Annotated in this window: 26 protein-coding genes; all 26 read right to left on the reverse strand. The window is 56.6% G+C overall.

Annotation, left to right across the window (positions count from 1 at the left end; genetic code table 11):
- Positions 1 to 9: 9 nt before the first annotated feature.
- Positions 10 to 408, reverse strand: a complete 399-nt coding sequence (rpsH, locus tag GMO_RS10595; protein ID WP_008852394.1) for a 30S ribosomal protein S8 — start codon at positions 406 to 408, stop codon at positions 10 to 12.
- Between the two features lie 12 nt (positions 409 to 420).
- On the reverse strand, positions 421 to 726 hold the full coding sequence (rpsN, locus tag GMO_RS10600; RefSeq protein WP_040509274.1) for a 30S ribosomal protein S14: 306 nt from the start codon (positions 724 to 726) through the stop codon (positions 421 to 423).
- A 132-nt stretch (positions 727 to 858) separates the two neighbouring features.
- Positions 859 to 1422, reverse strand: coding sequence for a 50S ribosomal protein L5 (gene rplE, locus GMO_RS10605; protein ID WP_008852396.1), 564 nt, complete (start codon positions 1420 to 1422; stop codon positions 859 to 861).
- Between the two features lie 11 nt (positions 1423 to 1433).
- Positions 1434 to 1754, reverse strand: a complete 321-nt coding sequence (rplX, locus tag GMO_RS10610) for a 50S ribosomal protein L24 (protein ID WP_008852397.1) — start codon at positions 1752 to 1754, stop codon at positions 1434 to 1436.
- On the reverse strand, positions 1754 to 2122 hold the full coding sequence (rplN, locus tag GMO_RS10615; RefSeq protein ID WP_008852398.1) for a 50S ribosomal protein L14: 369 nt from the start codon (positions 2120 to 2122) through the stop codon (positions 1754 to 1756). The genes rplX and rplN overlap by 1 nt, the downstream gene beginning before the upstream one ends.
- Positions 2123 to 2134: 12 nt before the next feature.
- On the reverse strand, positions 2135 to 2407 hold the full coding sequence (gene rpsQ, locus GMO_RS10620; protein WP_008852399.1) for a 30S ribosomal protein S17: 273 nt from the start codon (positions 2405 to 2407) through the stop codon (positions 2135 to 2137).
- Between the two features lie 13 nt (positions 2408 to 2420).
- Positions 2421 to 2654, reverse strand: coding sequence for a 50S ribosomal protein L29 (gene rpmC, locus GMO_RS10625; RefSeq protein ID WP_008852400.1), 234 nt, complete (start codon positions 2652 to 2654; stop codon positions 2421 to 2423).
- Positions 2654 to 3070, reverse strand: coding sequence for a 50S ribosomal protein L16 (rplP, locus tag GMO_RS10630; RefSeq protein ID WP_008852401.1), 417 nt, complete (start codon positions 3068 to 3070; stop codon positions 2654 to 2656). The genes rpmC and rplP overlap by 1 nt, the downstream gene beginning before the upstream one ends.
- Positions 3071 to 3125: 55 nt before the next feature.
- The gene (gene rpsC / locus GMO_RS10635; RefSeq protein ID WP_040509280.1) at positions 3126 to 3803 is read right to left on the reverse strand and encodes a 30S ribosomal protein S3; all 678 of its coding nucleotides are present in this window, start codon (positions 3801 to 3803) and stop codon (positions 3126 to 3128) included.
- 3 nt (positions 3804 to 3806) lie between these two features.
- Positions 3807 to 4232, reverse strand: a complete 426-nt coding sequence (rplV, locus tag GMO_RS10640; protein WP_008852403.1) for a 50S ribosomal protein L22 — start codon at positions 4230 to 4232, stop codon at positions 3807 to 3809.
- Positions 4233 to 4234: 2 nt separating this feature from the next.
- Positions 4235 to 4513 (reverse strand): 30S ribosomal protein S19, encoded by a 279-nt coding sequence (rpsS, locus tag GMO_RS10645; protein WP_007282725.1) that lies wholly within the window; start codon positions 4511 to 4513, stop codon positions 4235 to 4237.
- 16 nt (positions 4514 to 4529) lie between these two features.
- On the reverse strand, positions 4530 to 5360 hold the full coding sequence (gene rplB / locus GMO_RS10650; protein ID WP_040509289.1) for a 50S ribosomal protein L2: 831 nt from the start codon (positions 5358 to 5360) through the stop codon (positions 4530 to 4532).
- A 16-nt stretch (positions 5361 to 5376) separates the two neighbouring features.
- On the reverse strand, positions 5377 to 5673 hold the full coding sequence (locus tag GMO_RS10655; RefSeq protein ID WP_175282619.1) for a 50S ribosomal protein L23: 297 nt from the start codon (positions 5671 to 5673) through the stop codon (positions 5377 to 5379).
- Positions 5674 to 5714: 41 nt separating this feature from the next.
- Positions 5715 to 6329 (reverse strand): 50S ribosomal protein L4, encoded by a 615-nt coding sequence (gene rplD, locus GMO_RS10660; protein WP_008852406.1) that lies wholly within the window; start codon positions 6327 to 6329, stop codon positions 5715 to 5717.
- Between the two features lie 11 nt (positions 6330 to 6340).
- A complete protein-coding gene (rplC, locus tag GMO_RS10665) occupies positions 6341 to 7024 on the reverse strand; it encodes a 50S ribosomal protein L3 (protein ID WP_008852407.1) in 684 nt (227 codons plus the stop codon).
- Positions 7025 to 7034: 10 nt separating this feature from the next.
- The gene (gene rpsJ / locus GMO_RS10670) at positions 7035 to 7343 is read right to left on the reverse strand and encodes a 30S ribosomal protein S10 (RefSeq protein ID WP_007282720.1); all 309 of its coding nucleotides are present in this window, start codon (positions 7341 to 7343) and stop codon (positions 7035 to 7037) included.
- Between the two features lie 115 nt (positions 7344 to 7458).
- The gene (gene tuf / locus GMO_RS10675; RefSeq protein ID WP_008852409.1) at positions 7459 to 8649 is read right to left on the reverse strand and encodes an elongation factor Tu; all 1191 of its coding nucleotides are present in this window, start codon (positions 8647 to 8649) and stop codon (positions 7459 to 7461) included.
- Positions 8650 to 8763: 114 nt separating this feature from the next.
- Positions 8764 to 9240 (reverse strand): 30S ribosomal protein S7, encoded by a 477-nt coding sequence (gene rpsG / locus GMO_RS10680; RefSeq protein ID WP_008852410.1) that lies wholly within the window; start codon positions 9238 to 9240, stop codon positions 8764 to 8766.
- 12 nt (positions 9241 to 9252) lie between these two features.
- On the reverse strand, positions 9253 to 9624 hold the full coding sequence (gene rpsL / locus GMO_RS10685; RefSeq protein ID WP_010502158.1) for a 30S ribosomal protein S12: 372 nt from the start codon (positions 9622 to 9624) through the stop codon (positions 9253 to 9255).
- Positions 9625 to 10012: 388 nt separating this feature from the next.
- Positions 10013 to 14329 carry a DNA-directed RNA polymerase subunit beta' gene (gene rpoC, locus GMO_RS10695; RefSeq protein WP_008852413.1) on the reverse strand — a complete coding sequence of 1439 codons (4317 nt, stop codon included), beginning with the start codon at positions 14327 to 14329 and terminating at the stop codon, positions 10013 to 10015.
- A gap of 80 nt (positions 14330 to 14409) precedes the next feature.
- Positions 14410 to 18582, reverse strand: coding sequence for a DNA-directed RNA polymerase subunit beta (rpoB, locus tag GMO_RS10700; protein ID WP_008852414.1), 4173 nt, complete (start codon positions 18580 to 18582; stop codon positions 14410 to 14412).
- Between the two features lie 246 nt (positions 18583 to 18828).
- Positions 18829 to 19203, reverse strand: coding sequence for a 50S ribosomal protein L7/L12 (gene rplL, locus GMO_RS10705; RefSeq protein WP_008852415.1), 375 nt, complete (start codon positions 19201 to 19203; stop codon positions 18829 to 18831).
- A 66-nt stretch (positions 19204 to 19269) separates the two neighbouring features.
- On the reverse strand, positions 19270 to 19794 hold the full coding sequence (gene rplJ, locus GMO_RS10710) for a 50S ribosomal protein L10 (RefSeq protein ID WP_008852416.1): 525 nt from the start codon (positions 19792 to 19794) through the stop codon (positions 19270 to 19272).
- Positions 19795 to 20098: 304 nt separating this feature from the next.
- Entirely contained in the window at positions 20099 to 20791 is a 693-nt protein-coding gene (gene rplA, locus GMO_RS10715) for a 50S ribosomal protein L1 (RefSeq protein ID WP_008852417.1), read from the reverse strand.
- A gap of 4 nt (positions 20792 to 20795) precedes the next feature.
- Positions 20796 to 21230, reverse strand: a complete 435-nt coding sequence (gene rplK, locus GMO_RS10720) for a 50S ribosomal protein L11 (RefSeq protein ID WP_008852418.1) — start codon at positions 21228 to 21230, stop codon at positions 20796 to 20798.
- A gap of 106 nt (positions 21231 to 21336) precedes the next feature.
- Positions 21337 to 22911 carry an efflux transporter outer membrane subunit gene (locus GMO_RS10725; RefSeq protein WP_008852419.1) on the reverse strand — a complete coding sequence of 525 codons (1575 nt, stop codon included), beginning with the start codon at positions 22909 to 22911 and terminating at the stop codon, positions 21337 to 21339.
- Between the last annotated feature and the right edge of the window lie 7 nt (positions 22912 to 22918).

Raw genomic sequence — 22918 nt, forward strand, 5'->3', positions numbered from 1 at the left:
CGACCCTCCTTAGAAGACGCGGCAGAGGACCTCGCCACCAACGTTGGCAGCGCGAGCCTCGACGTCCGAAAGGACGCCACGCGGGGTGGACAGGATCGACACACCAAGGCCCGCATACACGCGCGGAAGTTCCTTGATCTTCGAGTAAACGCGACGGCCCGGTTTGGAAACACGATGGATTTCCTTGATGACCGGCTGGCCTTCAACGTACTTCAGTTCGATGCGAAGCTGAGCAATACCCTTACGCAGTTCTTCGGTAGAAAAACCACGGATATAACCTTCACGCTTCAGCGCTTCCAGCACATTCGCACGCAGCTTGGAAGCTGGCGCAACACAAACAGCATGACGAGCACGCTGCGCATTGCGGATCCGGGTCAGCATATCACCCAGCGGATCAGACAAAGACATTCGTTCTATCCCTTACCAGCTCGACTTGACCATGCCAGGGATCTGGCCGGCGGAGGCAAGATCCCGCAGAGCAATACGGCTCAGCTCAAACTTGCGATAGTTGGCGCGGGGACGACCGGAAAGCTTGCAGCGCAGACGAACACGCGTCGGAGATCCGTTACGCGGCATCTGGGCCAGTTTAAGAGTCGCATCAAAACGGTCTTCGACCGACAGAGAGCGATCCTTGATGATGTTTTTAAGAGCGGTCCGCTTTTCCTTATCGCGCTTCACAAGAGCTGCGCGATGGTTATTACGGTTTACCGCTGAGATCTTCGCCATCTCGAATTTTCTCCCGGAACCTGTCAGGCCAATCCCGACGGTTTTCCAATCAGCGTGTCTATAAAGGAAAGCGGCCTCCCGATGGAAGGCCGAATCCCTATTTTTAATCGCGATCGGTCTGAAAAATAGCAATCAGCCGTTGAACGGCAGATCAAAAGCCTTCAGCAGAGCTTTCGCTTCAGCATCAGTTTCCGCAGAGGTCACGAAAATGATATCCATGCCACGAACGGCATCAATCTTGTCATATTCGATTTCCGGGAAAACAATCTGCTCCTTGAGGCCCATGGCAAAGTTACCATGACCATCGAAGCCCTTGTTTGCCGGAAGACCACGGAAATCTCTGATACGCGGCATGGCAATGGTTACCAGGCGATCAAGAAATTCATACATCCGCGTACGACGAAGAGTGACCTTGCAGCCGATCGGCAGACCTTCACGGATCTTGAAGCCTGCAATAGCTTTGCGAGCAAGCGTCTTGACAGGCTTCTGACCCGAAATGACAGCCATTTCCGCAACTGCGGCATCAAGCTTTTTCTGATCCCCCGCAGCTTCGCCAACGCCCATGTTCAGGACAATTTTCTCGAGCTTTGGAATCTGAAGCGGATTCTTGTAATCGAACTGCTCACGAAGCTGCTGCTTCAGAGTGTCTTCATAGCGCTGCTGCAGACGCGGCAAAGCGTTTTTTGTTTCGCTCATTGATGCGCTCCTCAGCCTTCGATCACTTCGCCGGTTGCCTTGGCAACACGAACCTTGCGACCGCCTTCCAGAATGCGGAAACCAACGCGGGTCGGCTTGCCACTTTTCGGATCAACCAGCTTCAGGTTGGAAAGATGGATGGGCATTTCACGTTCAATAATGCCTCCCTCACTTCCAGTACGGTTGGGCTTCGTATGACGCTTGGCAATAGCTACGCCACGGACAACAGCCTTTTCAGCAGCCGGCGACACGGAGAGAACCTCCCCACGAACGCCACGCGACTTGCCGGAAAGAACCAGAACCTGATCGCCTTTTTTAATACGAGCAGCCATTACAGCACCTCCGGCGCCAGCGAGATGATCTTCATGAACTTGCGGGCACGCAGCTCACGAACAACGGGGCCAAAGATACGTGTACCAATCGGCTCCTGCTGCTTATTGATCAGGACAGCCGCATTCTTGTCGAAGCGGATGGCAGATCCGTCAGCACGGCGCACAGGATAGGAGGTCCGAACGATAACGGCCTGATGCACGTCACCTTTCTTGACCTTGCCGCGGGGGATGGCTTCCTTGACAGACACGACAATGACGTCGCCGACCGAGGCAGTTTTCCGCTTGGAACCACCCAGCACCTTGATGCACTGCACCCGACGCGCACCGGAATTATCGGCGACGTCCAGGTTGGTCTCGGGATGAATCATGTGTCTTCCCCCTTACGCGGTTGCAGAAGAGGAAGCAGCAACCAGTTCCTCTCCGTTGCGCGCGATGACAGCCCAGGTCTTGCGCTTGGAAATGGGCGCACACTCTTCAATGCGAACCACATCACCGATCTGGCAAGTATTGGCTTCATCATGAGCCGCATATTTCTTGGAGCGGCGGATAAACTTCTTATAGAGCGGGTGCATGACGCGACGATCGACAAGAACGGTAACCGTCTTGTCCATCTTGTCGCTCGTGACCCGCCCTGTCAGGACGCGCCTTGGCATCGTCCGTCTCCTCTCAGGACTTGGCGGCGGACGTTTGGGCGCCCGCACGGTTCTTCGATTGATGTGCCAGCGTCTTGATACGTGCAATAGCGCGACGTACCGTCTTGACACGGCTGGTGTTCTCCGACTGCCCTGTGGCAGCCGAAAAACGCTGGTTGATCTGCTCACGCTTCAGATCGAGAAGAAGAGCCTTGCGCTCGTCCTCGCTCTTAGCCCGCAGATCGGCAGGCTTGTACGTGTCGGCCATTATGCGTCTCCGATACGCTGAACGAACTTGGTCTTGATTGGGAGCTTTGCAGCTCCCAGGCTCAGAGCCAGACGAGCGACCTCAGGCGGAACACCTTCGATCTCAAACAGGATACGACCTGGCTTGACACGGGCCGCCCAGTATTCGGGCGATCCCTTACCGGAGCCCATACGCACTTCTGCGGGCTTTGTCGAGACCGGAGTATCCGGAAAAATACGAATCCACACACGACCGGCACGCTTCATCGCACGCGTGATCGCACGACGGGACGCTTCGATCTGACGCGCCGTGATGCGCTCTGGCTCCAGAGCCTTCAGGCCGTACGCACCGAAGTTCAGTTGTGTGCCGCCCTTGGCAAGGCCATGAATACGGCCTTTATGGGCCTTACGAAACTTTGTCCGCTTTGGGGAAAGCATGTTGTTAAATCCTCAATCAGCACCAGCAAGGGAACTGCAGGCTTACGCCTGCAGTTCAACGTTGTGGAGCCTGCTCCGCGGCACGACGGTCCTGTGCCAAGGGGTCATGTGCCAGGATCTCACCCTTGAAGATCCAGACCTTCACGCCGCAGGTTCCATAAGTCGTCTTGGCCGTTGCTGTGCCATAATCAATATCGGCACGCAGCGTATGCAGAGGCACACGACCTTCACGATACTTCTCGGCACGAGCGATTTCAGCTCCACCCAGACGACCGCTGCAGGTAATGCGGATACCCTGTGCACCAAGGCGCATTGCTGACTGAATTGCACGCTTCATGGCACGACGGAACGCAACGCGACGCTCAAGCTGCTGGGCAATATTCTCAGCAACTAGCGTAGCGTCGATTTCCGGCTTGCGGATCTCGACGATGTTCAGCGCGACGTCGGTCTTGGCCATACGGCTCAGTTCCTTGCGCAGAGCGTCAATATCCTGACCTTTTTTGCCGATCACAACGCCGGGACGAGCCGCGTAGATCGTTACGCGCGGCTTCTTGGCCGGACGCTCGATCACTACACGGGATACGCCTGCCCCAGACAGCTTGCGACGCAGGAAAGCACGAAGCTTCAAATCTTCATGCAGAAGGCGTGCATAGTCCTGTCCAGCGTACCAGCGACTATCCCAGGTACGGTTGACACCGAGCCGAAGCCCGATTGGATTGACCTTATGTCCCATAGTTCAGGCTGCCTTCTGCTCTTTGTTGGTTCCGCGAGACGTCGTCTCTTCAGGTGCTTCCGCACGTTCGGCTACAACAATCTTCAGGTGGCTGAAGAACTTTTCCACCCGGGCAGAACGACCACGGCCACGAGCATGGAAACGCTTCATGACAATGGACTTGCCGACCTCGGCAGTTTTGACCACCAGCTGATCGACATCAAGCTGATGATTGTTCTCAGCATTGGCTACGGCGCTTTCCAGCGTCTTCTTGACCTGCTGCGCGATACGGCGGCGCGAGAACGTCAGAGCGGCGATCGCCTTGTCAGCCGGCTGGTTGCGGATCATGGCCGCAACCAGGTTCAGCTTGCGAGGGCTGACACGGATGTTGCGCGTAATCGCCTGCGCTTCCGTATCAGCGAGCGTGCGGATATGCTTCGGCTTGCTCATTTTCAGCCCCGCTTCGACTTCTTGTCAGAGCCATGACCGGTATAGGTCCGTGTCGGCGAGAATTCGCCGAACTTATGACCAACCATGTTCTCCGTTACCTGCACCGGCAGGAACTTGTGACCATTATAAACGCCGAACGTAAGCCCGACGAACTGCGGAAGAATGGTGGAACGACGCGACCAGATCTTGATCACTTCATTACGCCCCGAAGCGCGAGCCGCTTCAGCCTTACCGAACAGATACCCGTCAACGAACGGGCCCTTCCAGACGGAACGTGCCATCTCTGTTTGCCCCCTCTTACTTGCCGGACTTACGACGACGGATAATCAGGCTATCCGTCTTCTTGTTAACGCGTGTCTTGTAACCCTTTGTCGGCACACCCCAAGGCGTTACCGGATGACGGCCACCAGAGGTCCGCCCTTCACCACCACCATGCGGATGGTCAACTGGGTTCATGACAACGCCACGGTTATGCGGACGACGCCCCAGCCAGCGGCTGCGCCCGGCTTTGCCCATATGCTGGTTCATGTTGTCCGGATTGGACACTGCACCGACAGTCGCCATGCATTCACCGCGAACAAGACGCAGTTCACCGGACTGCAGCTTGATCTGGGCATACCCGGCGTCCTTGCCGACCAGCTGTGCATAGGTCCCAGCGGAACGGGCAAGCTTACCACCAGCGCCCTGCTTCAGCTCAATGTTATGCACGATTGTACCGACAGGCATCGCACCCAGAGGCATGGCATTGCCGGGCTTGACGTCGGTGTGCGCGCCAGAGATTACACGATCGCCAGCCTTGATACGCTGCGGTGCCAGGATATAGGCCAGCTCGCCATCATCATACTTGATGAGCGCGATGAAAGCCGTACGGTTAGGATCGTATTCCAGACGCTCGACCGTAGCGCCAACATCAAACTTGCGACGCTTAAAATCGACATAACGATAGGACTGCTTGTGCCCGCCGCCACGGAAACGAACAGTCGTGCGGCCGTGGTTATTACGACCACCGGACTTGTTCTTACCTTCCGTCAGCTGCTTGACCGGCTTGCCCTTCCAGAGCTCGTTACGATCAATCAGCACGGTGCCGCGTGTGCTCGGCGTCGTGGGATTAAAGTGCTTCAGTGCCATGGTAGTTTACCCCGCGTCAGCCCAGCTTTGCCGTAAGGTCAATGGACTGACCTTCAGCAAGCTGCACATACGCCTTCTTGATGTCCGAGCGACGGCCAGGGCGTCCCTTGACGCGCTTGACCTTACCCTTCTGGACAAGCGTATTTACGCCCGTCACCTTGACGTTGAAGAGTTTCTCGACGGCTGCCTTGATCTGCGGCTTCGTTGCAGTCGGCGCAACCTTGAACACGACTTGGTTACGCTCGGACAGAAGCGTAGCCTTTTCAGTGATCAGAGGGGCGCGAACCACATCGTACAGAGCTTCCTGCGACAGGTTGGCGGCAACCTTACGTGCGTTCATGACGATACTCGTGGTCATGCCAGACGCTCCTTGATGCCCTCAAGACCAGCGCGGGTAATAACCAGCACGTCATGGTTGAGGATGTCATAAACGTTCGCACCAATGGTCGGCAGAACGTCGATCTTCGGCAGGTTCGCCACCGCACGGGCAAACTGCTCGTCAACGGCACCATCAACGATCAGGGCAGAAGACCAGCCCAGAGCCTTGAGCTTTGCTGCCGCTTCGCGTGTCTTGGTAACGCCACTGGCCGTTTCAAGAACGATCAGTTTGCCTTCCGTCGCTTTCTGGGAAAGAGCAGAAATCAGGCCAAGACGGCGCACCTTCTTGGGAAGGTCGTAGCCGTGATCACGGACAACCGGACCATGAACTACGCCACCCGTCCGAAACTGCGGAGCACGAAGCGAGCCCTGCCGTGCAGATCCCGTGCCTTTCTGGCGATAGGGCTTCTTGGTCGTGCCGGAAATCTCGCCCATCCCCTTGGTGCGATGCGTACCGGCACGACGCTTTGCGAGCTGCCAGTGAACAACGCGGGCCATGAGGTCCGCACGCGGAGAAACCGCGAAAATCTCTTCCGGAAGCGCGACAGTGCCTGCGCTACCGTTATCGAGGGTCTTGATATCGTATTCCATGCCCCTCGTCCTCAACCGGCGGCCGCCACAGTTGCAGCCGGATACGGCGCATCGGCATGGCGTGCCTTTTTGATTGCATCGCGAATCAGCACAACGCTGTTTTTCGCACCCGGAACCGCTCCCCTGATCATGATCAGGTTGCGCTCTTCATCTATGGCAGCCACTTCGAGGTTCAGCGTTGTCACACGCTCATCACCCATATGACCAGCCATTTTCTTACCCTTGAAGACCTTGCCAGGATCTTGGCGCTGGCCTGTCGAACCATGGGAACGGTGGCTGATGGAGACGCCGTGGGTCGCTTCAAGGCCAGCGAAGTTATGACGCTTCATAACACCCGCAAAACCCTTACCCTTACTCTGTCCCGTGACATCAACTTTCTGCCCGACCAGAAAGTGGCTGGCGGACAGCTTTGTGCCAGCCTCAAGCAGAGCATCATCCGCAACGCGGAACTCCACGAGGCGCTTTTTCGGCTCAACCTTGGCACGGGCGAAATGCCCGCGATTAGCCTTGGTGACATTTTTCACCTTGGCCTTTCCAAGACCGAGCTGCACTGCTGTATAGCCGTCGCGCTCGTTGGTACGGGCGTCTACAACCTCGACATCGTCGAGATGCAGAACCGTCACAGGCACATGAGTGCCATCTTCCTTGAACAGCCGGGACATTCCCAGCTTTTTTGCAATCAATCCGGTACGCATCGTCTGGACCTTAGAGTTTGATCTCGACGTCAACGCCAGCGGCGAGGTCGAGCTTCATGAGGGCGTCCACGGTCTGCGGGGTCGGCTCGACAATGTCGAGCAGCCGGCGGTGAGTCCGAATTTCGAACTGCTCGCGGCTTTTCTTATCCACGTGTGGGGAACGGTTCACTGTGAACCGTTCGATATGCGTCGGCAGCGGGATCGGACCCCGAACCCGCGCACCCGTACGCTTCGCCGTGTTTACAATCTCCTTGGTGCTATTGTCCAGCACGCGGTGATCGTACGCCTTGAGGCGAATGCGGATGTTCTGGTTGTCCATAGTCTTATTCGTCCAACTCGAAAATTCGGGTCTCTCCTACTGCCATTGCATGTGAAAGAGAACCCCGGCCGGAAGAAATCCGACCGGGGCTTCCAATCCAACGGCCCCGCAGGAATTAGGCGCTGATCGAAGCGACCACGCCTGCACCCACCGTACGGCCACCTTCGCGAATAGCGAAACGCAGACCTTCATCCATGGCAATCGGAGCAATCAGCTCGACATCCATGGCAACGTTATCACCTGGCATCACCATTTCCGTACCTTCCGGCAGGTGAACCACGCCCGTAACGTCAGTCGTACGGAAGTAGAACTGCGGACGGTAGTTGGTGAAGAACGGTGTATGACGCCCGCCTTCTTCCTTTGTCAGGATATAGGCTTCAGCCTTGAACTTCTTGTGCGGCGTGATGGAACCGGGCTTGGCCAGAACCTGACCACGCTCAACATCTTCACGCTTCGTGCCACGCAGCAGCGCACCGATGTTGTCACCAGCTTCACCGCGATCAAGCAGCTTGCGGAACATCTCAACGCCCGTAACGGTCGTCTTGACGGTGTCCTTGAGACCAACGATCTCGATTTCGTCACCGACGTTAACTGCGCCACGCTCGACACGACCCGTAACCACCGTACCACGGCCAGAGATCGAGAACACGTCTTCGATCGGCATCAGGAACGGACGATCGATCGGACGCTCCGGCTGCGGGATGTATGTGTCAACAGCCTGCATCAGCTCCAGAACGCGGTCTTCGCCAATGGCCGGATCACCGTCCTCGAGGGTAACCAGAGCGGAACCCTTGATGATGGGAATATCGTCGCCCGGGAACTGATAGGAAGAGAGAAGTTCACGAACTTCCATTTCCACCAGCTCGAGCAGTTCCGGATCATCAACCTGATCAACCTTGTTCAGGAACACGACCAGTGCCGGAACGCCAACCTGACGGGCCAGCAGGATGTGCTCGCGGGTCTGCGGCATCGGACCGTCAGCAGCGGACACAACCAAGATCGCGCCGTCCATCTGCGCTGCACCGGTGATCATGTTCTTCACGTAGTCAGCATGACCCGGGCAATCGACGTGAGCATAATGACGGTCGGCCGTCTCATACTCAACGTGAGCCGTGGAAATGGTGATACCACGGGCGCGCTCTTCCGGAGCCTTGTCGATCTGGTCGTACGCGCTGTACGTTGCGCCGCCCGTCTTGGCCAGCGTCTTGGTGATTGCAGCAGTCAGCGAGGTCTTGCCGTGATCGACGTGACCGATGGTGCCGATGTTGCAGTGCGGCTTATTCCGCTCGAATTTAGCCTTTGCCATCGTCTCTCTCCAAAACCCTACCTCAATGGAGACAGGGGTAAGACTGAAAGTTCTTTATCAGCTGGCATTCCGATCAAATCAGGATGCCGCCGAAAGCCCTTTAACCGGTTCTGATTACCAGCGATAGTGGCTGAATGCCTTATTGGCTTCAGCCATACGGTGCGTGTCTTCGCGCTTCTTGACAGCAGAACCGCGATTGTTGACTGCGTCCATCAGTTCGTTGGACAGACGGTCCTGCATCGTGTTCTCGCCACGCTTGCGGGACGCATCGATCAGCCAACGGATTGCTAAAGCCTGCCGACGCTCGGCTCGCACTTCAACAGGCACCTGATAGGTAGCACCACCCACACGACGCGAACGGACTTCTACAGCCGGCTTCACGTTGTCCAGTGCCGAGTGGAACATGGCTACCGGATCAGCGGCAGCGCCACCACGGCGACGCAGGACCTCGAGCGCACCATAGACGATGCCCTCGGCGGTGGATTTCTTTCCATCGTACATCAGCGCATTCATGAAACGCGTAATGACGATGTCTCCGAACTTCGGATCGGGAAGGATCTCGCGCTTTACAGCGCGGTGACGGCGACTCATTCCAACTACCTCTTACTTCGGACGCTTCGCGCCATACAGCGAACGACGCTGACGACGCTTTGCAATGCCCTGCGTGTCGAGCACGCCGCGCAGGATGTGATAACGCACACCGGGAAGGTCCTTTACGCGCCCACCGCGGATCAGCACGACACTATGCTCCTGAAGGTTGTGCCCCTCACCTGGAATATAGCTCACAACCTCATACCCGTTGGTCAGACGCACCTTGGCGACTTTACGCAGAGCGGAGTTCGGCTTTTTCGGCGTAACGGTATAAACGCGTGTGCAGACGCCGCGCTTCTGCGGGCATCCCTGCAGCGCGGGGACCTTGTTCCGCTTTGCGGCCGGCTCACGGCCGTTCGCGATCAACTGGTTGATGGTCGGCATGCGCCCTTCCCAATCCTCGTCTTATTTTCGCAGACAGCACCTGACGGATACTGTCATGACATTCGTTCAAACCGACATGCGGCTGAACCGCCTGCCTTTCCCACATTCAGAAAAGGAAACAGCCAAAGCCATTCCCTCTTCTTTCCAGCCTGTGGCCTTGGCATTCCATTCGCGCTGCGAGGAAAGCGGCACCACATGCGATTCTTTAATCTTCAGCGGCCTTTCATTGCCTACGAAGGCAGTCAGAGCCGAGGGCGCGGAACCTACGAAGGGATCAGCACCAAGTCAAGTCTTTCAGCCGGAAATCGCCGATTCCGAGGAAATTTGCTCTCCGGAATCGGCTGGACCAACCATCTGTCTTCCTCAGAATGCCAGGAAGACAGATAAATCATTCAGCGGCATCTTCCACTTCAGCTGCGGAACTGGTGACACGCTGACGATCCTGACTTGCAGCGATATTCCGCAGACGGTTCATCATACTGCCTGTACCAGCGGGGATCAGACGTCCCACAATGACGTTTTCCTTCAGGCCATTGAGGGTATCGACCTTGCCGGAGGTAGCAGCATCCGTGAGGACACGTGTTGTCTCCTGGAAGGATGCTGCCGAGATGAACGACTGCGTCTGCAGCGATGCCTTGGTGATGCCCTGCAGGACGGGCATAGCCTTCGCAGGCTCATCCCCGTTCTCCAGAAGACGCTGACAGTCAGCCTCATATTCGATCCGGTCAACTGTCTCACCGATCAGATAAGTCGAATCGCCCGGCTCCAGGATCTCCACCTTCTGCAGCATCTGACGAACAATGACTTCGATATGCTTGTCATTGATTTTCACGCCCTGCAGACGATAGACATCCTGGATTTCGTTGACGAGATAATCCGAAAGCGCCTCGACACCCATGACTTTCAGGATATCATGCGGCACGCGCGGACCATCGACCAGCGGATCACCTTTCTGGACGAAATCGCCTTCCTGTACAGAAACATGCTTTCCCTTCGGGATCAGATACTGCGTCTCTTCGCCCGTCTCGTCATTCTTGACGATCACACAGCGCTTCGACTTGTAATCCTTGCCGAATTCGATGCGGCCATCACCCTCAGCAATGATGGCATGGTCCTTCGGACGACGCGCCTCAAACAGTTCGGCAACCCGTGGCAGACCACCGGTAATATCACGAGTCTTGGAACCTTCACGAGGGATACGTGCCAGAACGTCGCCAGCATGAACCTGAGCCCCGTTCTCCACCGACAGGATACTGTCAGGAGAGAGAAAGTAACGGGCATCGTTACCATTGGCCAGCTTCACTACCCCGCCATTGGCATCCTTGAGCTGAAGCCTTGGCCGCAGATCCACACCCTTGGCAGCCTGCTTGTAGTCGACCACAACCTTGGAACTGAGACCAGTGACCTCGTCCATACGCTCGACAAGCGTAATGCTGTCGATCAGGTCAAGGTATTCGACAGTACCAGCCTGCTCAGTAATGATCGGCAGGGTGTACGGGTCCCATTCGGCCATTTTCTGGGCACGGGTAACCCCCTGCCCTTCAGATACCATCAGGCGCGCACCGTAAGGCACACGATACCGCGCACGCTCCACACCGTTCTCGTCGGTCAGTAGGATCTCGCAGTTACGCGACATCACAACCGGAACCTTCTGGGAATTTTCAACGACGTTACGGTTCTTGATCGCTACCACGCCGTCCCGCGATGCTTCCACCATGGACTGCTCGGCACCACGTGTCGCTGCGCCACCAATATGGAAGGTACGCATCGTAAGCTGGGTCCCGGGCTCACCAATGGACTGCGCAGCAATAACACCGACGGCCTCACCAATATTGACCGGCGTACCTCGGGCAAGGTCTCGGCCATAGCAATGGGCACAGATACCTACCCGGCTGTCACAGGTCAGAACCGAACGGATCTCAACACTCTCAACGCCTGCCTTCTCGATTGCTTCCGCCAGGGCTTCATCGATCAGCGTATTACGCGGAACAATGATTTCCTGCGTCGCCGGATCAGCAATATCCTTGGAAGCTGTACGCCCCAGAATACGCTCGGACAGCGATGCAACAACTTCGCCGCTATCCATGACCGCACGCACCGTCAGGCCGCGCTCCGTACCACAATCAGGCTCAACGATGATGCAATCCTGCGCCACGTCAACCAGACGGCGGGTCAGATAACCGGAGTTCGCGGTCTTCAGAGCCGTATCAGCAAGACCCTTACGCGCGCCATGGCTAGACGTGAAGTAATCAAGAACCGAGAGGCCTTCCTTGAAGTTCGCAATAATCGGCTGCTCGATGATTTCACCCGAAGGCTTCACCATCAGACCACGCATACCGGCAAGCTGCTTCATCTGGGCTGGCGACCCACGGGCACCGGAGTGGCTCATCATCCAGACAGAATTGGTCGGTTTACCAATAACCTGCTTGGAAATTTCCTTCAGCATGGCGGCCTGCACTTCGTCCGTGCAACGCGACCAAGCGTCAACCACCTTGTTGTAACGCTCGCCAGCCGTGATCAAACCATCCTGATACTGCTGTTCGAATTCCTTGACTTCCTCAGAAGTCTTGCCAACCAGCGTTGCCTTCTCGGCTGGAATGATCATGTCATCCTTGCCGAAAGAAATGCCAGCCCGCGCAGCATGGCGGAAACCAAGACCCATCAGGCGGTCACAGAAAATTACTGCTTCCTTCTGTCCACAGTGACGATAGACCGTATCGATAACATCGGACACATTCTTCTTCGTCAGCTGCTTGTTGATCAGGCTGAACGGAATCGCTGGATGTTTCGGCAGGATCTGAGCAATCAGCGCGCGCCCCGGTGTCGTCAGGATCGTCTGCCGGATCGGCTTACCCTCTGCATTAACTGTAGGCAGACGCAGGCGGATCTTGTCGTGCAGCTTGAGAGAACCTGCCAGCATGGCACTTTCGATTTCCGCTACATCCGAATAGGCCGGAGGTGCAGCCTTGACGACCTTGCCATCCTTGATGACAGCATCATCCGGTGTCTCACGATATTCCGGCACCTCAAGACTCAGGTAATAGAGACCCAGAACGATATCCTGAGACGGCACGATGATTGGCTTGCCGTTCGCGGGGCTGAGGATATTGTTCGTGGACATCATCAACACGCGCGCTTCCAGCTGCGCTTCAAGCGACAGCGGAACATGCACGGCCATCTGGTCACCGTCGAAGTCCGCATTGAACGCGGTGCAGACCAGCGGATGGAGCTGAATGGCCTTACCTTCGATCAGCGTCGGCTCGAAGGCCTGGATACCAAGGCGATGAAGCGTCGGCGCACGGTTCAGCATGACCGGATGCTCGCGGATCACCTCTTCGAGGATATCCCAAACTTCCGGACGCTCCTTTTCCACCATGCGCTTCGCAGCCTTGATGGTGGTGGCATGACCATACTTCTCAAGCTTGGAATAGATGAACGGCTTGAAAAGTTCGAGTGCCATCTTCTTCGGCAGACCGCACTGATGCAGCTTCAGTTCAGGACCAACCACAATGACCGAACGGCCAGAGTAGTCAACACGCTTGCCGAGAAGGTTCTGACGGAAACGGCCCTGCTTGCCCTTGAGCATGTCGGACAGGGACTTCAGCGGACGCTTGTTGGCACCCGTGATCGCACGGCCACGACGGCCGTTGTCGAACAGCGCATCAACAGCTTCCTGCAGCATACGCTTTTCGTTGCGGACAATGATGTCCGGCGCACGCAGTTCGATCAGACGCTTCAGACGGTTATTACGGTTGATAACGCGACGATACAGGTCATTCAGATCGGAGGTCGCGAAACGACCGCCATCCAGCGGCACCAAAGGACGCAGTTCCGGCGGAATGACCGGAACAATATCCATGATCATCCAGTCAGGGCGCGATCCGCTCTCGACGAATGCCTCAACCAGCTTCAGACGCTTGACCAGCTTCTTGCGGGCAGCTTCCGAAGTCGCCTTACGCAGCTTCTTGCGCATGATCGTCTTTTCGGAATCGCCTTCCATGACTTCTGCGTCATAGTCAAACGGATCGGGACGCCCAGCTGCTTTGGCGGCGAGACTCAGATCCCGTTCCTGCGCGTTTGGAATGCCCCAGTCATAGGTGGACAGAGCACGTTTGATCGCTTCAGCACCGATCCCGACTTCAATGCCAGCATCCGGATATTCATCCAGCAAGTCTTCACAGCGAATCTCGTCCAGCAGATACTGGTCGCGCTTCTTGCCGTTCCGATAGGAATCAATCTGATCAGAGTCACAGACGCCCTTGTCGAGCACCAAGAACTTCTCAAAATAAAGGACCGGTTCCACATCCTTCAGTGGCAGATCCAGCATCGTGGCGATGCGGCTCGGCAGGGATTTCAGGAACCAGATGTGCGCAACCGGGGAAGCCAGTTCGATATGCCCCATGCGCTCACGGCGCACTTTGGCCAAAGTGACTTCCACGCCGCATTTTTCACAGACAATACCGCGAAACTTCATCCGCTTGTACTTACCGCACAGGCATTCATAGTCCTTGATCGGACCAAAAATACGAGCACAGAACAGACCGTCACGTTCCGGTTTGAACGTCCGGTAGTTAATGGTCTCCGGCTTCTTGATTTCGCCGTAGGACCAGGAGCGGATCTGCTCGCTGGAAGCAAGCTGGATCTTGATCTGATCAAAGGTCACGGACTGACCGTTCTGACCCAAAATCTTCATGAGTTCGTTCATGCGCCGAAACCCCAATGTGTACCGCGGCGTCCCGCGGACACCTTAAAAATGAACCGTGGCGAAAGGGATAGAGAGGGCAATTAAAGCCCGCTCTGCTCGAGTTCGACATTCAGGCCAAGAGACTTCAGTTCCTTGATCAGAACGTTGAAGCTCTCGGGAATGCCTGCCTCAAAGTCATCCTGCTCGCGTACGATTGCCTCATAGACCTTGGTACGGCCGGACACATCATCCGACTTCACCGTAAGCATTTCCTGCAGCGTGTAGGCAGCACCATAAGCCTCCAGCGCCCAGACTTCCATTTCACCAAAGCGCTGACCACCAAACTGCGCCTTACCACCCAGCGGCTGCTGGGTCACAAGCGAATAAGGCCCGATGGAACGTGCATGGATCTTGTCATCAACAAGATGATGCAGTTTCAGCATGTAGATGTAGCCAACCGTTGTCTTACGCTCGAATGGCTCACCCGTCCGTCCGTCGATTAGCTGTGACTGACCGGATTTATCAACCCCGGCCTTCTCCAGCATGTTTTCGATATCCGGGATCGACGCACCATCGAAAACCGGGGTAGCGATCGGTAGGCCCTTACGAAGATTGTTGGCCAGTTCAACAAGCTGTTCGTTCGGCAGGGTCGCAATATCTTCTTCGAAGATCTTGTCACCGTACACATCCCGAAGACGATCGAGCAGTTCCTGCTTGCGCTCCCCATTTCGCTGGTATTCGTCGACCATGTCGCCAATGCTCGCACCGATATTGGCACAGGCCCAGCCAAGGTGGGTTTCAAGAATCTGACCGATATTCATACGAGATGGCACACCGAGCGGATTAAGGACGATATCCACTGCCTGGCCATTTTCGAGGAACGGCATGTCTTCCACAGGGACAACGCGAGACACGACACCCTTGTTTCCGTGACGGCCAGCCATCTTGTCACCCGGCTGAAGCTTGCGCTTCACGGCGACAAAAACCTTGACCATCTTCATCACACCCGGAGGAAGCTCGTCACCACGCTGCAGCTTCTCGACCTTACTGTCAAAACGGGCATTGATGCGACCAGTCGCTTCCCTGAACTCCGCCCGAAGCGTTTCCAGTTCCGCCATGACCTCATCAGCAGTTACAGTCATATTAGCCCAGACTGCACGCGGATGCTCATCCAGAACCTCGGCCGTAATCGGCGTCCCTGCCCGCACGCCCTTGAAACCGGACCCTGCTGTCTGGCCGATCAGACGTTCTCGCAGACGGTTGTAGAAGCTGCGTTCCTGAATGGCGCGCTCGTCATCGCGGTCCTTGGTCAGACGCTCGATCTCGGCACGCTCGATCGCCATTGCACGCTCGTCCTTATCCACCCCTCGGCGGGAGAAAACGCGGACGTCAACAATCGTTCCACTCGTTCCAGGCGGCAGCTTCAGGGACGTATCCCGGACATCAGACGCTTTTTCACCGAAGATGGCACGCAGCAGCTTTTCTTCCGGGGTCATCGGGCTTTCGCCTTTCGGCGTCACCTTCCCCACCAGGATATCGCCCGGATTGACCTCGGCACCAACATAGACAATCCCGGCCTCGTCAAGGTTCCGAAGAGCCTCTTCACCGACGTTGGGAATGTCCCGCGTGATTTCTTCCTGACCCAGCTTCGTATCACGCGCCATGACTTCAAATTCTTCGATATGGATCGAAGTGAAGACATCATCGCGGGCAATACGCTCGGAAATCAGAATGGAATCTTCGAAGTTGTAACCGTTCCAAGGCATGAAAGCCACGAGGACGTTACGCCCCAGAGCCAGTTCACCAAGTTCCGTGGACGGACCATCAGCGATGATATCACCGGCATGAACCGTATCACCGACCTTCACTAGAGGACGCTGGTTGATGCAGGTGGACTGATTGGACCGCATGTATTTGCGCAGACGGTAAATATCGACACCCTGCGTAGCGCCAGCTTCATCCGTTGCACGCACAACAATACGCGCGCCATCAATCTGATCGATAATACCGCGACGCTTGGCCACAATGGTCGCACCGGAGTCATGAGCAACTGCGGCTTCCATGCCCGTACCAACCAGCGGCGCGTCGGCCTTCACCAGCGGCACAGCCTGACGCTGCATGTTCGCTCCCATCAGAGCGCGGTTAGCATCATCGTTCTCAAGGAAGGGAATCAAAGCCGCGGCTACAGACACGAGCTGCTTCGGAGACACGTCACAGGCGGTCACCTGATCCGGCGCAACCATCCGGAAATCACCAGACTTACGCACGGATACAGCGTCATCCGTCAGATGACCTTCGCTGTCCTGCCCGGCATCAGCCTGCGCCACAACCAGCTTCTCTTCCTCCATGGCGGACAGATACTTCCAGCCATCCTGAAGAGTTCCTTCCTCCACGAGGCGATACGGCGTCTCGATGAAGCCGTATTTGTTCACCTTCGCATAAGTCGCCAGAGAATTGATCAGACCGATATTTGGCCCCTCAGGCGTTTCGATAGGGCAGATACGACCATAATGCGTCGGATGAACGTCACGAACCTCGAAGCCCGCCCGCTCACGCGTCAGGCCACCTGGGCCAAGCGCGGAGAGACGGCGCTTGTGCGTCACTTCGGACAATGGGTTGGTCTGATCCATGAACTGGCTCAGCTGCGACGAGCCAAAGAATTCACGAACCGCAGCCGCAGCCGGCTTGGCGTTGATAAGGTCATGCGGCATGACCGTATCGATATCAACAGACCCCATGCGCTCGCGGATTGCACGCTCCATACGGAGCAGCCCGACGCGGTACTGGTTCTCCATCAGTTCGCCGACAGAGCGAACACGACGGTTTCCAAGATTATCGATATCATCGATCTGACCACGACCGTCCTTCAGGTCGCACATGATTTTGATGGTGCGCAGGATATCTTCCTTGCGCAGTGTACGCAGCGTATCCGGCGCATCAACATCAAGACGCATGTTCATCTTCACACGTCCGACTGCTGACAGGTCATAGCGGTCAGGCGCAAAGAAGAGACCATGGAACATGGCTTCCGCAGTTTCCTTCGTCGGCGGCTCGCCTGGTCGCATGATGCGATAGATGTCGATCAGCGCTTCGTCACGACAGGTATTCTTATCTGCCGCCAGCGTATTGCGGATCCAAGGACCATGAGCCCCATCCACTCCGAGCGTCGGCAATTCCGTGAGACCAGCTTCCTCAAGCGCAAGCAGACGGTCTTCGGTCAGTTCCTCGCCAGCCTCCCCGTAGATCTCACCCGTCTGCTCATTGACCAAATCATAGGCAAGGAAACGACCCAGCACATCCAGACGCCCGACGCGGACGATACGCGTCTTCTCTGCGATCTTACGCACGAGACGGCTTGTCAGCTTCGTGTCGGCTTCCGCAACGATTTCACCCGTATCGGCATCCACCAGCGGACTCAGCAGCTTCAGGCCACGGAAAGCATCTGGCTCGAACGGACGGGCCCACTCGTCACCCAGCCGGGTGAAAGGCACCATGTCATAGAAATAGGATAGGATCTCGTCCTGATCCATACCACGGATATCGAGGCTATCAACATCGCCCCCTTCAGCGAGCTTCTCCTCGCGCTGCGCGAGATAGTTCGCACCCTGCAGGGCGTAGAGAAGGGTTGTGACCGGCAGCTTGCGCTTACGGTCGATACGGACGTAGATCAGATCCTTGGCATCAAATTCGAAATCGAGCCATGAACCGCGATAAGGAATAACCCGTGCGGCAAAAAGATACTTGCCGGACGAATGGGTCTTGCCCTTGTCGTGATCGAAGAAAACGCCGGGACTACGGTGCATCTGGGAAACGATGACACGCTCGGTTCCATTGATGATAAATGTACCGTTATCCGTCATGAGCGGCATATCGCCCATGTAGACCGGCTGTTCCTTCAGGTCGTGAATGGAGCGGGAACCCGTGTCTTCGTCGATATCCCATGTCGTCAGACGCAGAATGACCTTCAAAGGTGCCGCATAGGTCAGCCCACGCTGAATGCATTCTTCAACGTCGTATTTTGGCTCCTCGAACTCGTAAGACATGAAATCCAGACGACCACGACCCGCGAAGTCATTGATCGGAAAAACGGAGCGGAAAACTTCCTGCAGGCCGGAATTATGACGGCTATCAGGGCTCACGTTCATCTGCAGGAACGCTTCATAGGAAGCGCGCTGCACATCAATCAGATTGGGCATCGGCGCAATTTCGGGAATGCGCCCGAAGCTTTTGCGGATCCTCTTGCGTCCCGTGAACGATTTGGTGATCGCGTTCATCTATCCTGCCCTCTGCACCAGACCTTCGAGTCGTCCGAACACCAGCTTCGAGCCTTGTGGCCTGAACCCTGCGGACGACCGGAACGTCCGGCCTGCAATTATCTTAATTAACGTGGCGAGCCGCGTACTATACTTCGAATTTCCGCCAACGGCAAATCGGGCGGGAACCGCATGCGATCCCCGCCCCATCTGTCTGCCAGGCAGAGGTCTTTTCCCTTCTGAAGGGAAAAGACCATCATCAAGTGATTACTTGACTTCGACCTTGGCGCCGGCGTCTTCAAGAGCCTTCTTGATCTTGGCGGCATCGTCCTTGGACACGCCTTCCTTAACGGTCTTGGGCGCACCCTCGACCAGATCCTTGGCTTCCTTCAGACCCAGACCCGTGATGCCACGGATTTCCTTAATCACATTGATCTTCTTGTCGCCAGCGGCGGCCAGAACAACGGTGAACTCGGTCTGCTCTTCAGCAGGAGCAGCAGCAGCGCCACCGGCAGCAGCAGCAACAGCAACCGGAGCAGCAGCGGAAACGCCCCACTTTTCTTCGAGCATCTTGGAGAGCTCAGCAGCTTCCAGAACGGTCAGAGCGGACAGTTCGTCAACAATCTTTGCCAGATCGGCCATGGTTTTATCCTACGTGATGTACTGTGTGTTCAGATTCAAGCCTGCGCCGTAGCACAGACCTTGCTTTCAGGCGGCTTCTGTTTCGCCGGTCTTGGCATAGGCGCCAAAAACGCGAGCAAGCTGGCCGGCCGGCGCCTGGACAACACCTGCGATACGCGTTGCGGGGGTATTGATCATACCAACCAGCTTCGCACGCAGTTCGTCCAGCGACGGCAGTTCGGCAAGCGCCTTGACCCCGTCGACGTCAAGCGTCTGGGAACCAAGGGAGCCACCGAGGACTACCAACTTGTCATTCGTCTTGGCGAACTCGACGATTGCTTTGGCAACCGCAGCCGGGTCATCAGACCATGCAAGAGCCGTCGGCCCTTTCAGCAGCGGCGCAATGCCGTCGAATTGGGTCCCATCCAGAGCGCGGCTGGCCAGCCGGTTCTTCGCAACCTTATACGTCGCTCCTGCCGCACGAACGCGTCGCCGCAGCTCCGTCACATCAGCAACCGTCAGACCCTTGTTCTCGGTGACGACTACCATGGACGTGCTGTTGAACACGTCGGCGAGGAACTCGACAAAGGCCCGTTTTTCCGTACGGTCCAAAACCTGTCTCCTCGTCAGTCCGATTTACACCGGACCAGGTTACCCATGAGATGGCTCTTTACAGAACCATCCCGCTCGCCTGTCCACAGAAGTGAGCAAACCCAGCACATCGCGGCATAACCGCAAAAACTGGCGCCCCGTCTGCCGCTCGCGCCCCCAAAAGAAGCCTTAAAACACCCTGCGGCGTTACGTGCGGTCTTGGACAGGTTTGGAAGCGATCATTGAAAATAATCGCCCCTACGCCGTCACGCCGAAACGTGACGTCATCTCGTGGAGGCTTTCTAGTTGAAAGACTCCTTTAAAATCAAGCCTCGAAGCTTGCAACGTCCAGACGAACACCTGGGCCCATCGTGGAAGACAGGGCTGCCTTCTTGAGATAGGTCCCCTTGGCACCAGATGGACGGGCCTTCTGAACCGCATCGACGAGAGCGTTGATGTTTTCGATCAGCTTGGCTTCATCGAAAGACGCCTTGCCAACACCAGCATGAATGATGCCAGCCTTCTCGGCACGATATTCGACCTGACCGGACTTGGCTGCCGTGATGGCACCCTTGACGTCCATGGTCACCGTACCAAGACGGGGGTTCGGCATAAGGCCTCGCGGGCCGAGGATCTTACCCAGACGACCAACGAGAGCCATCATATCCGGCGTTGCAATGCAGCGATCGAAATCGATCTCGCCAGCCTGTACTTTCTCCGCCAGATCTTCAGCACCGACAACTTCTGCACCCGCAGCCTTGGCTTCCTCAGCCTTCGGACCACGTGCAAACACACCGACGCGCAGGGTCTTGCCGGTACCGTTCGGCAGGGAAATCAGGCCACGGACCATCTGGTCAGCGTGACGCGGATCAATGCCGAGGTTGAGGGACAGCTCGACCGTTTCGTCGAACTTCGCCGTAGCATTGCCCTTCACCAGAGCAACAGCCTCAGCCAGAGCATAGGGCTTGTTGCGCTCGACCTTGGCCTGAGCGGCCTTCAGACGCTTGTTCTTGGCCATGATATCAGCCCTCCACCACGTTCAGACCCATCGACTTCGCGGAACCGGCGAGCATGCGCACGGCGCCGTCGATGTCGTTGGCATTCATGTCCTTGAACTTCGTCTCAGCGATTTCGCGCAGCTGAGCCGTTGTCACGGAACCGACAGCAGCCGACTTCCCGACCGTCTGACTGCCCTTGGAAATCTTGGCGGCCTTCAGGAGAAAATACGTATTCGGCGGCGTCTTCGTGATGAAGGAGAACGTCCGGTCAGCATAAGCAGTGATGACGACCGGAATCGGCATGCCGGGCTCAAGCTGCTGTGTCTTGGCGTTGAACTCCTTGCAGAACTGCATGATGTTCAGGCCGCGCTGACCCAGAGCCGGACCAACCGGCGGAGAAGGATTGGCTTTACCAGCCGGAATCTGAAGCTTGATGTAGCCAACAACTTTTTTGGCCATATCCGGGACTCCCTTTTCTGTCGTTCCCGAACCGCGGTAGCAACGGAGTCGGCAGACGCCCCTCCTCCCGCGTTCGAAGTGAGGCGGTCCCCTAGACCACTTTATATCAGTTCGTCAACCCCTTGCCGGCGCCTGGTCCAACCCGGTCACCGCGCAGATCATCATTTCGGGGAGAGACATTGCTGTCGATACCCGCAACGGGCTTGGGATTATGGAGATTTTCGTACTGAAGCGGACCAAAGGGGTCGATCTGCTTGACTGTTGGCAGATCGCTAGCGTTCCATCCACCACCAAGAGCACGAACAAGCCGGATGGTGGCCTGAATCTGGGCCGTCTGGACGTCCACTTCCGCCAGACGGGCCTGAAGCGCGTATTGCTGAGCGACCAGCGCATCAAGGTAATTGGAAAGGCCCCCCGTATAGAGCGCCATGGTCATGCCCTGCGTCCGCAACGCGGCCTCGACAGCCCTCTGCTGCTGATCCTGTGCAACCTTGTACTGACCGCTCTGAGTCAGGCCATTCTCAACATCCTGGAAAGCTCCGAGAACGACACTTCTGTAATTATCCACGGATTCCCGGTACTGCGACCAGGCCCGCTGCAACGCGGCACGACGCAGTCCACCTGTAAATACCGGCTCCACCGCCTGCACGGCAATTGTCCAGAAAGCCCGTGAGATACTGGCCAGATCAAAGCCACCGTCTTCAAAACCACCAGTCGCACTGAAGGTAAAACGCGGATAGAACGCCGCGCGGGAAACGCCGATGGCTCTGGATGCAGCAGCCATGCTCCGTTCGGCCTCAGCGATGTCAGGCCGACGTTCCAAAAGAGTGGATGGCAGACCGGCATTCACCTTCACTGCTCCGAAATGCATTTTCACATCATGCATGGGCGCAATATGAAAGCCAGCAGGTGCCGTATTCAACAGCACGGCAATGGCATTTTCCATTACCCGGCGGTCGGCGATTAGACGGCTTTTGGCCGCCTGTGCGGAATAAAGCTGATTTTCAGCCCGCGAAACATCCAGCCCAGCACCGATGGCTCCCGCTTGCCGCAATTCGGTAATTTCAACGGCAGCCCTGAAGTACCGGATCGAGTCATCATAGACCGCATTCTGCGCGTCCAGACCGCGCAGCGCGATATAATCCGTTGCAAGTTCCGCCTCAAGCGTCAGACGTGAGAGAGCAAAGTCAGCAGCACTCGCCTGCGCCATATTTTTCTGCATCCGCGTCGTATTACGAATGTAATCCCAGAAATCCGGCTCCCAGGTCGCCGCTCCGCTGTAACCCTGATTGGACTCATAGACATAGCTGGACGTATGGGCCGCATTCAGAAACAGCCGCCCCAGTGAGCCCTTGTTGTCGCTCATGTGAGCAGAGCCGGTGACCTGAGGGTAAAGCCGGCTTTCAGTCTCACGCGCTATGTCACGCGACTGAGTGAAGGCTTCTGCCGAAGCCTGGAGATCAGGATTGACGGCAAGCATCCGCGTCTCGAGATCATTGAGAACCGGATCCTGCAGCATCGTCCACCAGTTACTGCGCACCGTGTCATCCGCTGGATGAGCATCGGTCATGACGCCTTTGCCTTCCCATCCGTTAGGATAGAGGAATTTCTGGGGATGGTACTGCGGCGCAAGATCACATGATGTCAGACCGACACAGAGAGCACATGCCAGTGCAGTCATACTCTGG

It is taken from the genome of Gluconobacter morbifer G707 (genome assembly GCF_000234355.1).
GTDB lineage: Bacteria > Pseudomonadota > Alphaproteobacteria > Acetobacterales > Acetobacteraceae > Gluconobacter > Gluconobacter morbifer.

What these genes read in the sequence shown, in the direction of transcription:
- rpsH (WP_008852394.1), bottom strand. Translation starts at nt 408, where the DNA reads ATGTCTTTGTCTGATCCGCTGGGTGATATGCTGACCCGGATCCGCAAT.
- rpsN (WP_040509274.1), bottom strand. Translation starts at nt 726, where the DNA reads ATGGCGAAGATCTCAGCGGTAAACCGTAATAACCATCGCGCAGCTCTT.
- rplE (WP_008852396.1), bottom strand. Translation starts at nt 1,422, where the DNA reads ATGAGCGAAACAAAAAACGCTTTGCCGCGTCTGCAGCAGCGCTATGAA.
- rplX (WP_008852397.1), bottom strand. Translation starts at nt 1,754, where the DNA reads ATGGCTGCTCGTATTAAAAAAGGCGATCAGGTTCTGGTTCTTTCCGGC.
- rplN (WP_008852398.1), bottom strand. Translation starts at nt 2,122, where the DNA reads ATGATTCATCCCGAGACCAACCTGGACGTCGCCGATAATTCCGGTGCG.
- rpsQ (WP_008852399.1), bottom strand. Translation starts at nt 2,407, where the DNA reads ATGCCAAGGCGCGTCCTGACAGGGCGGGTCACGAGCGACAAGATGGAC.
- rpmC (WP_008852400.1), bottom strand. Translation starts at nt 2,654, where the DNA reads ATGGCCGACACGTACAAGCCTGCCGATCTGCGGGCTAAGAGCGAGGAC.
- rplP (WP_008852401.1), bottom strand. Translation starts at nt 3,070, where the DNA reads ATGCTTTCCCCAAAGCGGACAAAGTTTCGTAAGGCCCATAAAGGCCGT.
- rpsC (WP_040509280.1), bottom strand. Translation starts at nt 3,803, where the DNA reads ATGGGACATAAGGTCAATCCAATCGGGCTTCGGCTCGGTGTCAACCGT.
- rplV (WP_008852403.1), bottom strand. Translation starts at nt 4,232, where the DNA reads ATGAGCAAGCCGAAGCATATCCGCACGCTCGCTGATACGGAAGCGCAG.
- rpsS (WP_007282725.1), bottom strand. Translation starts at nt 4,513, where the DNA reads ATGGCACGTTCCGTCTGGAAGGGCCCGTTCGTTGACGGGTATCTGTTC.
- rplB (WP_040509289.1), bottom strand. Translation starts at nt 5,360, where the DNA reads ATGGCACTGAAGCACTTTAATCCCACGACGCCGAGCACACGCGGCACC.
- rplD (WP_008852406.1), bottom strand. Translation starts at nt 6,329, where the DNA reads ATGGAATACGATATCAAGACCCTCGATAACGGTAGCGCAGGCACTGTC.
- rplC (WP_008852407.1), bottom strand. Translation starts at nt 7,024, where the DNA reads ATGCGTACCGGATTGATTGCAAAAAAGCTGGGAATGTCCCGGCTGTTC.
- rpsJ (WP_007282720.1), bottom strand. Translation starts at nt 7,343, where the DNA reads ATGGACAACCAGAACATCCGCATTCGCCTCAAGGCGTACGATCACCGC.
- tuf (WP_008852409.1), bottom strand. Translation starts at nt 8,649, where the DNA reads ATGGCAAAGGCTAAATTCGAGCGGAATAAGCCGCACTGCAACATCGGC.
- rpsG (WP_008852410.1), bottom strand. Translation starts at nt 9,240, where the DNA reads ATGAGTCGCCGTCACCGCGCTGTAAAGCGCGAGATCCTTCCCGATCCG.
- rpsL (WP_010502158.1), bottom strand. Translation starts at nt 9,624, where the DNA reads ATGCCGACCATCAACCAGTTGATCGCGAACGGCCGTGAGCCGGCCGCA.
- rpoC (WP_008852413.1), bottom strand. Translation starts at nt 14,329, where the DNA reads ATGAACGAACTCATGAAGATTTTGGGTCAGAACGGTCAGTCCGTGACC.
- rpoB (WP_008852414.1), bottom strand. Translation starts at nt 18,582, where the DNA reads ATGAACGCGATCACCAAATCGTTCACGGGACGCAAGAGGATCCGCAAA.
- rplL (WP_008852415.1), bottom strand. Translation starts at nt 19,203, where the DNA reads ATGGCCGATCTGGCAAAGATTGTTGACGAACTGTCCGCTCTGACCGTT.
- rplA (WP_008852417.1), bottom strand. Translation starts at nt 20,791, where the DNA reads ATGGCCAAGAACAAGCGTCTGAAGGCCGCTCAGGCCAAGGTCGAGCGC.
- rplK (WP_008852418.1), bottom strand. Translation starts at nt 21,230, where the DNA reads ATGGCCAAAAAAGTTGTTGGCTACATCAAGCTTCAGATTCCGGCTGGT.
- GMO_RS10725 (WP_008852419.1), bottom strand. Translation starts at nt 22,911, where the DNA reads ATGACTGCACTGGCATGTGCTCTCTGTGTCGGTCTGACATCATGTGAT.